This is a genomic window from Caulobacter sp. BE264, from assembly GCF_031457805.1.
Taxonomy (GTDB): Bacteria; Pseudomonadota; Alphaproteobacteria; order Caulobacterales; family Caulobacteraceae; genus Caulobacter.
The window spans coordinates 42,824-52,893 of the sequence record NZ_JAVDXI010000011.1; the positions used below are offsets into that span (position 1 = coordinate 42,824).

The 10,070-nt window shown below is 67.1% G+C and carries 11 protein-coding genes and 1 tRNA gene; 8 read left to right on the forward strand and 4 right to left on the reverse strand.

Translation table 11 applies throughout. The annotated features are described in order from the left end of the window. Positions 1-108: 108 nt before the first annotated feature. The 3 genes from J2X45_RS19585 (at position 109) to J2X45_RS19595 (ending at position 3,281) form a co-directional block, all read left to right on the forward strand. Positions 109-411, forward strand: a complete 303-nt coding sequence (locus J2X45_RS19585) for a putative quinol monooxygenase (RefSeq protein ID WP_310218255.1) — start codon at positions 109-111, stop codon at positions 409-411. Position 412: 1 nt separating this feature from the next. Beyond that, entirely contained in the window at positions 413-1,465 is a 1,053-nt protein-coding gene (gene leuB, locus J2X45_RS19590; RefSeq protein ID WP_310218259.1) for a 3-isopropylmalate dehydrogenase, read from the forward strand. A 196-nt stretch (positions 1,466-1,661) separates the two neighbouring features. Continuing rightward, entirely contained in the window at positions 1,662-3,281 is a 1,620-nt protein-coding gene (locus J2X45_RS19595) for a long-chain fatty acid--CoA ligase (protein ID WP_310218261.1), read from the forward strand. Here J2X45_RS19595 and J2X45_RS19600 read toward each other — a convergent pair whose 3' ends face one another. From J2X45_RS19600 to J2X45_RS19615, 4 genes are all read right to left on the reverse strand, one after another. After that, complete coding sequence (locus J2X45_RS19600) at positions 3,282-3,758, reverse strand: GNAT family N-acetyltransferase (protein ID WP_310218263.1); 477 nt, start codon at positions 3,756-3,758, stop codon at positions 3,282-3,284. A 2-nt stretch (positions 3,759-3,760) separates the two neighbouring features. After that, positions 3,761-4,156 (reverse strand): PaaI family thioesterase, encoded by a 396-nt coding sequence (locus J2X45_RS19605; protein WP_310218266.1) that lies wholly within the window; start codon positions 4,154-4,156, stop codon positions 3,761-3,763. Positions 4,157-4,223: 67 nt separating this feature from the next. Continuing rightward, a complete protein-coding gene (locus J2X45_RS19610; RefSeq protein WP_310218269.1) occupies positions 4,224-4,652 on the reverse strand; it encodes an acyl-CoA thioesterase in 429 nt (142 codons plus the stop codon). A 17-nt stretch (positions 4,653-4,669) separates the two neighbouring features. Next, entirely contained in the window at positions 4,670-4,954 is a 285-nt protein-coding gene (locus J2X45_RS19615) for a zinc-finger domain-containing protein (protein WP_310218272.1), read from the reverse strand. 141 nt (positions 4,955-5,095) lie between these two features. Between J2X45_RS19615 and J2X45_RS19620 the strand changes: the two genes are divergently transcribed. From J2X45_RS19620 to J2X45_RS19640, 5 genes are all read left to right on the forward strand, one after another. Beyond that, the gene (locus tag J2X45_RS19620; protein ID WP_310218276.1) at positions 5,096-6,058 is read left to right on the forward strand and encodes an ABC transporter ATP-binding protein; all 963 of its coding nucleotides are present in this window, start codon (positions 5,096-5,098) and stop codon (positions 6,056-6,058) included. Between the two features lie 100 nt (positions 6,059-6,158). Continuing rightward, positions 6,159-7,220: a purine nucleoside permease gene (locus J2X45_RS19625; RefSeq protein ID WP_310218278.1), complete on the forward strand. Its 1,062-nt coding sequence runs from the start codon at positions 6,159-6,161 to the stop codon at positions 7,218-7,220. Continuing rightward, the gene (locus J2X45_RS19630) at positions 7,217-8,533 is read left to right on the forward strand and encodes an NCS2 family permease (protein ID WP_310218281.1); all 1,317 of its coding nucleotides are present in this window, start codon (positions 7,217-7,219) and stop codon (positions 8,531-8,533) included. Before J2X45_RS19625 ends, J2X45_RS19630 begins: the two co-directional genes overlap by 4 nt. Before the next feature lie 83 nt (positions 8,534-8,616). After that, positions 8,617-8,693, forward strand: a tRNA-Arg gene (locus tag J2X45_RS19635). Positions 8,694-8,793: 100 nt separating this feature from the next. Further along, the coding region (locus J2X45_RS19640) for a DUF6538 domain-containing protein (RefSeq protein ID WP_310218285.1) at positions 8,794-10,070 on the forward strand (1,277 nt) is incomplete at its 3' end.

Genomic DNA, 10,070 nt, shown 5'->3' on the forward strand with positions numbered 1-10,070 from the left:
CGCGGAGCGCGCCGAACCGGGACCGCGGGAAGCGCCGGCGTTTGTAGTGGTCCCGGCTCTCCGCTTCGCTGCGGCCGGGATGACAAGCAGCTTCGGGAGTACGCAGAGATGACCCTCATCCTCGCCGGTTCGATCCGCATCGCGCCCGAACGCCTGGCCGAGCTGCGTCCGCATCTGGCCGCTCAGGTGGAGGGATCGCGCGGCGAGCCGGGCTGCCTGGCCTACGCCCTTTCCGAAGACCCGCTCGACCCCGGCCTGATCCGGGTCTTCGAGCACTTCACCGACGCGGCGGCGTTGGAATTCCATCGCGCCAGCCCTCATATGGCGGCGTGGCGCGCGGCCTGCGCCGACCTCGGCGTCTATGAGCGCCGCATGTCCTCCTTCGATGTTTCAGACTATCGCGAGATCTAAGATGGCGACTCTTCTCCTCCTGCCCGGCGACGGCATCGGCCCGGAAGTCTGCGCGGAGGTGCGCCGCGTGGCGGCCGCCCTCACCCCCGATCTGACGGTGGAAGAAGCCCTCTACGGCGGCGCCAGCTATGACGTTCACGGCACGCCGCTGACCGACGAGGTGCGCGAGCAGGCCATCGCCAGCGACGCGGTGCTGATGGGCGCGGTCGGCGGCCCCAAATGGGCCAACGCCCCGCGCCACCTTCGGCCGGAGGCTGGCCTCCTGAACCTGCGCAAGGCGATGGACGTGTTCGCCAACCTGCGTCCGGCCTATTGCTTCGAAGCCCTGGCCGGCGCCTCCAGCCTGAAGCCGGAACTGGTCTCGGGCCTGGATATCCTGTTCGTGCGCGAACTGGTGGGCGGGGTCTATTTCGGCCAGCCGCGCGGCATCGAAGACCTGGCCGACGGTCAGAAGAAGGGCTTCGACACCCAGGTCTATACGACCAGCGAGATCGAGCGCGTCGGACGCGTCGCCTTCGAACTGGCGCGTGGCCGCACCAACAAGGTTCACTCGGCCGAAAAATCGAACGTCATGGAGTCGGGTCTGCTTTGGAAGCAGGTGATGACCGACCTGCACGCCCGTGAATATCCGGACGTTACGCTAGAGCACATCCTGGCCGACAACTGCGCCATGCAGCTGGTCCGCGCGCCCAAGCAGTTCGACGTCATCGTCACCGACAACCTGTTCGGCGACATCCTGTCGGACGCGGCGGCCATGCTGACGGGCTCGCTGGGCATGCTGCCCTCGGCCGCCCTGGGCGCGCCGGGCAAGCCGGGCCTTTACGAGCCGATCCACGGCTCGGCCCCGGACATCGCCGGCAAGGGTTTGGCCAACCCCCTGGCCGCCATCCTGTCGTTCGAGATGGCCCTGCGCTGGTCGCTCAAGCAAACCGAGGCCGCCGACGCCCTGCTGGCGGCGGTGAAGGCTGCTCTCGACAACGGCGCCCGCACCCGCGATCTGGGCGGTTCGTTGACCACGACGCAGATGGGCGACGCGGTGCTGGCGGCGCTTTAGCAGTAGCGCTCGCCTCCCCTTGATGGGGAGGGGTAGGGGTGGGGTGATGCTGCGGCGGACGGGGCGCCGTCGCCAGCGCAGCAATCGCCCCCATCCCCAACCCTTCCCCCATCGGGGGGGAAGGGGGCATTAGCTCTTCCCCAGCCCCCGTTTCACCCCCTAACCTCCTCCCAAAGACAAGAGTTGGGAGGAGCCCATGATCCCGGGCCTGATGCAGACGACGCCGCTGATGATCAGCGGCATCCTGACCTACGCCGCGCAGGCCCATGGCGCGCGCGAGATCGTCTCGCGGCTGATCGACGAGCCCCTGCATCGTTATGACTATGCCGGCCTGGCGCGCCGTTCGGCTCAGGCGGCCCATGCGCTCCGGCGACTGGGGATCACGCCCGGCGACCGCGTCACCTCCCTGGCCTGGAACACCCATCGGCACCTGGAGCTGTTCTACGCGGTCCCGGGGATCGGCGCGGTGCTGCACACGGCCAATCCCCGGCTGTTCGACGAGCAGATCGTCTACACGATCAATCACGCCGAAAGTTCAGTGCTGTTCTTCGAGCGCAACTTCCAGGCCCTGGTCGAGCGCATCGCGCCGCAGCTGACCACGGTGAAGACCTTCGCCATGCTGTCGGACGCCGAGCGGACCCTCCCTGGCGCGGTCGGGGCGATCAGCTACGAGACCCTGATCGAAGGTGAGCCGAACGCGATCGCCTGGCCCAGCTTCGACGAGAACGCCGGCGCCTTCCTCTGCTACACCTCGGGCACCACGGGCGATCCCAAGGGCGTGCTCTATTCGCATCGGGCCGTGGTGTTGCACGCCATGGCGGGGGGCCTCAACAGCGCCTTCGGCTTCACGCCGTTCGACGTGGTGATGCCCTGCTCCAGCCTCTACCACGCCACCGCCTGGGGCCTGCCGTTCAGCGCGCCCATCTGCGGCGCCAAGCTCGTCTTGCCCGCCGACAAGATGGACGGCGCCAGCCTGCACCAGCTGATCGACGGCGAGGGCGTCACCTTCACCGGCGGCGTGCCGACTATCTGGACCATGTACCTGGACTGGCTGGACAAGAACAATCGCCGGCCCGACAGCCTGAAGAAGGTCGTCATCGGCGGCAGCGCCGTGCCGCGCGCCATGGCCGAGACCTTCAAGCGCCGCTACGACGTCCAGACCCTGCAGATCTGGGGCATGACCGAGACCTGCCCGATCGGCGTCGTCGCCACCCCGACGCCGGCTCTCGCCGCGCTGGGCGAAGAGGCCATGGACGAGGCGATCTGGACCCGCCAGGGCAGGCTGCAGTTCGGCATCGAGCTGAAGGTCGAGACCGAGGACGGCCAGGCCGCACCCTGGAACGGCGAGACCTCCGGCGCGCTTCTGGTGCGCGGTCCCTGGGTGGTGAAGCGCTATTTCCGCAAGGAGGCCGACGCCGCCCGCGAAGACGGCTTCTTCGACACCGGCGACATCGCCACCCTGGACGCCAACGGCTTCATGCGCATCACCGACCGCCAAAAGGACGTCATCAAGTCGGGCGGCGAGTGGATCAGCTCGATCGACCTGGAGAACGTCGCCGTCGGCTGCCCGGGCGTGAAGATCGCCGCCGTGATCGGCGTGCCTCACCCTAAGTGGGAAGAGCGTCCGCTGCTGGTCATCGAGCCTCATGAAGGCGCGGCGGTCAGCAAGGCCGCCGTGCTCGACTACCTGGCGCCCCGGATCGTCAAATGGTGGACGCCCGACGACGTGGTCTTCGCCGCCGTGCCGCTGACCGCGACCGGCAAGATCGACAAGAAGGTCCTGCGTCAGGCGTGGAAGGATCACCTGATCGGCTGATCACAGCTTCAGCCGCCAGCTTTCTGAAATGAGTCCTGCGGCGAAACCGTCATAGTCCCAGCTTTCTTCCAGCACGAAGCCGAAGCGGGCGTAAAGGCGGCGCGCCGGCAGCAGGATACTCTGGGTCCACAGCACCATCTCGGCGTAGCCGGCCTCGCGGGCCCGGGCGATGCAGGCGGCGATCAGGGTCTCGCCAACGCCCAGGCCCCGCGCCGAGGGCTCGACCAACAGCAAGCGCAGCCGGCCGACCATTTCGGTCTCCTTGGCCAGCATGATCGAGCCGACCGGCGCGCCTTGATGTTCGGCGATCCAGCAGGCCTCGCGAGCCAGATCATGGGCCTTCACATAGTCCGCGACGACTCCGGCCACGACGCCCTCGAACCGGTGGTCCCAGCCCTGCTCGGCGGCATAGAGTTCGCCGTGCCGCTGGATGATCCAGCCCAGATCGCCCGGTCGCGTTTCCCGCAAGGCGACCACGGCTAGTCCACCGTCATCTGGGTCTGGGTGACCACCGCGACGAGCCGTCCGCCCTCGCCCTCGATCCGCGTCGTCCAGACGCTGGAACGCCTGCCGATATGCAGCGGAGTCGCGACCGCCGTCACGGTCGTGCCGAGTGGGGCGGAGCCGATGAAGTTGGTCTTGCTCTCCAGCGTCGTCGTCCGCTTGCCCTCAGGCGTCGACAGGAAGGCGCCGATCGCCCCGAGCGTGTCCGCCAACGCCATGGCGGCCCCGCCGTGCAGAACGCCGCCTGCGGTGCAGAGGTCGGGTCTGACCACGAGGCGCCCCTCGACATGGTCCGGGGCGGCGCGAGTCACGCTCACCCCCATGAGGGCGGCGAACGGCAGAAGATCCAGGTCGAAGACGGGCGTGCTCATCATCGCATCAGACGCCCGTCCCGCGGGGTCATGCAAGTCGGATCCAATGTCCCGGTCCGATCGGCAGTTAGGGCAGTGGCCTCGACTTCCGGTTCTCGTCGATGGCCACGAAGGTGAAGACACCTTCGGTCACCTTGTGCGCCTGCTCGCTGTCGCGCGGCCGGCGCCAGGCCTCGACCTGGACCTTCAGCGATGTCCTGCCCGTGTGAACCACCCGCGCGAAGAGACTGACCTCGTCCCCAACGAAGACGGGGCTGATGAAGGTCATGCCGTCTATAGCGATGGTGGCGCAACGGCCAGCCGCGCGATGGAACGCGATGGAGGCGGCCGCAAGGTCCATCTGGGAGAGCAGCCAGCCCCCGAAGATGTCGCCTTCCGGATTGGTGTCAGACGGCATGGCGATGGCGCGGAGAACCGGCGCCTCATTCGGCCATTCGGCCTTCTCCCAGGCCTTGGCCAGGGTTTCGGCGCGTTGGCCGGCGGGAACGCTGCTCATGAAGGCCCGAACAATGCCTAGTGGCCGCCGGCGCCTTCGTAGACGCCCGGCGCCAGTTGCTCGCTCTCATCGCCCTCGCCGGTCGTGGCCACGAAGCGGCGGTCGCAATAGGAGCAGTCGACGAAGCCGGCCGCGCCCATCTCGAGCCAGACGCGCGGATGGCCCAAGGCCCCGCCGACGCCATCGCAGGCGATGCGATGCGAGCGGACCATGATCGTCTCCGGCGCGGGGCCCGGGATGGCGGCCGGATCCATGGCCGTCGGGACGGTGGCGTTAACGGGCGTGATCTTGGCCTTGGCCATATGGGCAATCCCTGAATTCGGAACGCGGCCTTGGCGCGGCGGCGAACGAGGCATACCTATGCGACGCTGAAAGGCGCCGTCAATCGACGCGCGCCCCTAATGCCGTTTCCCGGCCCGCCGCCGCCCCGATTTGGACGTTTCATGGACCTGCCCGCCTACGCCATCGAAGCCGAAGGCCTGTACAAGACCTACGCCGGCACCAAGACCTCGCCGGAAAAGCGGGCCCTGAACGGCATCGACCTGAAGATCCCCCGAGGCTCGATCTTCGGCCTGCTGGGGCCGAACGGCGCGGGCAAGTCGACCTTCATCAACATCCTGGCGGGTCTGGTTCGCAAAAGCTCGGGCACGGTGCGCATCTGGGGGCGCGACATCGATCAACGCCCGCGCGACGCCCGCGCCGCGATCGGCGTTGTTCCCCAAGAACTGGCGGCGGACGTCTTCTTCACCCCGCGGGAGTCGCTGGAAGTGCAGGCGGGTTTCTACGGCGTGCCCAAGAGCGAGCGGCGCACCGACGAACTGCTGAACGCCCTGGGACTTGGCGACAAGGCCAACGCCTATGTCCGCCAGCTGTCCGGCGGCATGAAGCGCCGCCTGATGGTGGCCAAGGCCATGGTTCACCAGCCGCCGGTCCTGATCCTGGACGAGCCCACAGCCGGGGTCGACGTCGAGCTGCGCCGCCAGCTCTGGCAGTATGTCACCAGCCTCAACGAACTGGGCGTGACCATCGTGCTCACGACCCACTACCTGGAAGAGGCCCAGGAGCTTTGCGACGAGATCGCCATCATCAATCGGGGTGAGGTGGTGGCCTGCGAGCCGACCGCCAAGCTGCTGGGCCGCATGGACAGCCGCAACGTCGTGGTCACCCCCGAAAGCCCCGTGACCGCCGCTCCGGTCCTGGAAGGCTTCGACACCAAGCTGCGCGCCGGCGGCGCCTTCTCGGTGAGCTACCGCACGGGCCAGTCCAGCGTCGAGCAGGTGCTCGCCGCCGTCCGCGCCAGCGGCGTCCACATCAAGGACATCGCCACCGAGGATCCCGATCTGGAGGACGTCTTCGTCGCCCTGACCTACGGCGACCCCAACGCCGCCGATCCGACCAAGGACTGATCACCCGGCGCGCCGCCGCCCTATCCTGCCGAAGCGCGCTTGCCAGCCCCGGCGGCGCGCGTCAGCTTCCCAGCCCTGAGGTGCGAGGGGGCGTCAGACGATGCGGCTGGTTGGATTGATCCTGGGGTTGTGGCTGGGACTGGGCGCCGTCACGCACGCCCAGCCCGCCAAGCCGATCCCGGTCAAGGTGGCGGTCCTGACCACCTTCGAGATCGGCGCGGTCACGGGCGACCGCCCGGGCGAGTTCCAGCCCTGGGTCGAGGGGCTCCCGCTTACAGAAACGATTGCGGTTCCCGGCCTGCGCCATCCAGCGCGCTATTCGCCCAGGGACGGCGTGCTGGGCGTGATGACCGACATGCGCGCCCGGGCCCGCGAAAGCGTCGCGGCCCTGCTGCTCGACAAGCGTTTCGACTTCTCCAAGACCTACTGGCTGGTGGCCGGCATCGCCGGCGTCGACCCCAAGGCCGCCTCGATCGGCAGCGCCGCCTGGGCCCGCTATGTGGTCGACGCCGACCCGATCTACGAGGTTGACGACCGCGAGATTCCCGCCGACTGGCCCTACGGCCTCTACGCCCTGGAGACCGAGCGCCCGAACGTGAAGGGCTCGGCCGAGGGGTCTTCGGGCATGGTCTGGGCGCTCAACTGGCGGCTGGTCGACTGGGCCTACAGCCTGACGTCGACGGTGGAGATCCCCGACTATCCTGGGCTGGCCGCCTTGCGCGCTCCCTATGTAGGAGAGCCCAACGCCCAACGCCCGCCTTTCGTGCTCAAGGGCGAGGCCCTCGGCGCGACCCGGTTCTGGCACGGCGCCAAGCGCACTCAGTGGGCGCAGGACTGGGTCAAGCTGTGGACCGACGGCGCGGGGGTGTTCGTCATGACCGACTGCGAGGACCAGGGGATACTCGACGTGCTCGACCTTTACGCCAAGGCGGGCAAGGTCGACTTCCAACGGGTGATGGTCCTGCGCACCGCCAGCAACTATTCGCGTCCGCCGCTGGGCGCGCCGGCCTTTCCGCGCGCCTTTCATGACGAGGGCGCGGTCTCAGCGTTCGACTCGGCCTATCGTGTCGGCTCGGTCGTCGTACGGGAGTTGACGGCCCGCTGGGACCGCTACGAGACCACCACACCGGACATGACCGCCATCGGGGGAACGGCGAAATGATCGACAGGATCTTCAAGCTGTCGGAACAGGGAACCTCGGTGCGCACCGAGGTGCTGGCCGGCTTCACCACCTTCCTGACCATGGCCTATATCGTGATCGTCAATCCGGCGATCCTGGGCCAGGCCGGCATGCCGATCGCGGCCGTCGCCGCCGCCACCTGCCTGGCGGCGGGCCTTGGCAGCATCCTGATGGGCGTGATCGCCAACTACCCGATCGCGCTGGCGCCCGGCATGGGCCTCAACGCCTATTTCACCTTCACGGTCGTGAAGGGCATGGGCCTGCCGTGGGAGACCGCTCTGGGCTGCGTTTTCCTGTCGGGCGTGGCCTTCCTGGTGCTGACCGTCGCCGGCATCCGCCAGTTGATCGTCGGCGCCATCCCGCGCCCCCTCTTCTCCGCCGTCGCGGCCGGGGTAGGCCTGTTCATCGCCTTCATCGGCCTGAAGGAGGCCGGCATCATCGTCGCCGATCCCGCCACCACCGTGGCCCTGGGCGACCTGACCAAGCCGACCGCCGCTTTGGCGATCCTGGGCCTGCTCGTCATGGGCGCGCTGATGGCCTGGAGGGTCAAGGGCGCCATCCTGATCGGCATCCTCGTCGCCGCCGGCGCCGCCTGGACGCTGGGCCTAGCCAAGATCGTCCCCGGCGAGTACGGCTTCGCGGCCCTGACCGCCACGGCCTTCAAGCTCGACGTTCCCGCAGCCCTGCACCTGAACGGCGCACTGGGTATGGCCCTGGCCGAGGTGATCTTCGTCTTCCTGTTCGTCGACCTGTTCGACAATGTCGGCACGCTGGTCGCGGTGACCAAGAAGGCCGGCCTCGTCCAGCCCGACGGCACGATCCCGCGCCTCAACCGCATCCTCACCGCCGACTCAATCGCCACCATCGGCGGGTCGCTGGCCGGCACCTCGACCGTCGTCAGCTATATCGAGAGCGCCTCGGGCGTGGCCGAGGGCGGCCGCACCGGCCTGACCGCCGTCGTGGTGGGCGTACTGTTCCTGTTGACCCTGTTCTTCGCCCCATGGGTCCAGGCCATCCCCGCCGCCGCCACCGCGCCGGCCTTGATCGTCGTCGGCTCGATGATGGTCGGCGCCCTGGCCGACGTCGACTGGGACGACCCGGGCGTGGCCATCCCGGCCTTCCTGACCGTGATCGCCATCCCGCTGACCTTCTCGATCGCCAACGGCCTGGCGTTCGGCATCACCGCCTATGCGGGGCTCACCCTGCTGCGCGGTAAGGCCAAGCCCAAGGACTGGCTGCTGTTCGTCCTGGCCGGACTGTTCGTTCTGCGGTTCATCTACATGGGAAAGGCGTAAGCGCGATTGCGAGACCGTTTGCGCCAGCCTCGCCTTTCAGCTAAGACCCGCTTCCCGCCTCCCCTGAACCGGGAAGGTCGAAGGCACCCGTAGCTCAGCTGGATAGAGCGTTGCCCTCCGAAGGCAAAGGTCACACGTTCGAATCGTGTCGGGTGCGCCAGTTTCTTCAAAAAGATAAGTATAATCAAAGACTGGATTTTGCGCATCAGCGCTTAATTCCAAAACTGCTACACAGAGTGTCACACAGTCGGTGACGCGAAATGCGCGTCATCGGGCTCAAAAAGCGCGGCGGAACCTTCGTCGTGCGGTTCCGAATCCCCGCTGAGCTCCGCAGCCGCCTCGGGATGACAGAGTTCCATCGCTCGCTCCATACTCGCGATCCGCAAGAGGCGGAACGACTGGGTCTCCAAGCTGCGGCTTGGTTCTGGCGGCAGATGGAAAGCATCGGACGAATGGAAACGGCGACGCGATCGGACCTCGAACAAGCGGCCAAATGGTACTTCGAGCAACTCCTACGCGGGCACCCTAGCCTACCAGTCATCCCCCTGAGCAATCCGGTTGAGCGGGAGGAGCGGCGAGCCGAACTCCGCGCGGACCTGGCTGTACTGCGGAAATTCATAGCGGAGACGGCGTTCTCGCCCACCATTAACGGTGCGGCACGAGACATGTTGCTCCACCAAGGGATCGAACTCGACCAACTGGACGACGACGATAAGCGCGCCGCGATCAAGCTCGCCGCAAGAGCCCTGGCGGAGGAGACGCGAGTCCTGCTGCGGCAGTTGGGGGCCCCCGCGTCTGACCCAGATACCTTCTTCGAGGCGCCTGGCTTCTCTGCCTCGATCAAGGGCATCCCCAGCAACTCAGCCACAGACTCTCGTTCAAAGACACTTGGCGCTGCGGTGGCCGAGCACCTTGCAGCTAAGAGGACGAAGGGCGTCAGTCCCAATACGATCGCAGAGGCGGGTCGGGTTCTTGCGTGGCTATCGGAAGACGTCGGCGCAGAAACCGCACTTACTGCCGTGGGCAAGCCTAGGATGCGGCAGTTCCGGGATGACATCCAACGCCTTCGCGCTGGACTTCAGGGGCAGGCGCAGACGTTTCAACAGAGGCTCACGGACGACCCAGCAGGGCGCATCAAATCGGCGACGGCCATCAAGTACTGGAACTCCGTGTTGGGCTTTTTCAGCTGGTGCACGGCGGAACTCGACCTTACCCCGAACCCCTGCGCGGGACTCCTCATCGAGCGGGCAAAGGGGGAAAAAGCACGGACCCCCGAGCCCTTCTCCGACGCCGAGTTTCAGGCCTACCTCCAGACGCCACTTTTTCAAGGACGGAAGTCCATCAACCGACCGAACCTACCGGGTAGCCTTAAAGTGCGGGATGGAAAATGGTGGTTGTTCGTCTTGCTGATGCACACCGGGATGCGGCCCGGGGAAGTGAGCTGTCAAACGGCGTTGAAAGTTGACCCCCTATCGGCGTCCAAAATTGACCCCTCTGGTTTGAGTTCCCGGGCTGGCGGCGAGGCGCGTAGTGGTCA

Excerpts from the sequence above, each read along its gene's own strand:
- J2X45_RS19585 (WP_310218255.1), top strand. The coding sequence starts at position 109 with ATGACCCTCATCCTCGCCGGTTCGATCCGCATCGCGCCCGAACGCCTG.
- leuB (WP_310218259.1), top strand. The coding sequence starts at position 413 with ATGGCGACTCTTCTCCTCCTGCCCGGCGACGGCATCGGCCCGGAAGTC.
- J2X45_RS19595 (WP_310218261.1), top strand. The coding sequence starts at position 1,662 with ATGATCCCGGGCCTGATGCAGACGACGCCGCTGATGATCAGCGGCATC.
- J2X45_RS19605 (WP_310218266.1), bottom strand. The coding sequence starts at position 4,156 with ATGAGCACGCCCGTCTTCGACCTGGATCTTCTGCCGTTCGCCGCCCTC.
- J2X45_RS19610 (WP_310218269.1), bottom strand. The coding sequence starts at position 4,652 with ATGAGCAGCGTTCCCGCCGGCCAACGCGCCGAAACCCTGGCCAAGGCC.
- J2X45_RS19615 (WP_310218272.1), bottom strand. The coding sequence starts at position 4,954 with ATGGCCAAGGCCAAGATCACGCCCGTTAACGCCACCGTCCCGACGGCC.
- J2X45_RS19620 (WP_310218276.1), top strand. The coding sequence starts at position 5,096 with ATGGACCTGCCCGCCTACGCCATCGAAGCCGAAGGCCTGTACAAGACC.
- J2X45_RS19625 (WP_310218278.1), top strand. The coding sequence starts at position 6,159 with ATGCGGCTGGTTGGATTGATCCTGGGGTTGTGGCTGGGACTGGGCGCC.
- J2X45_RS19630 (WP_310218281.1), top strand. The coding sequence starts at position 7,217 with ATGATCGACAGGATCTTCAAGCTGTCGGAACAGGGAACCTCGGTGCGC.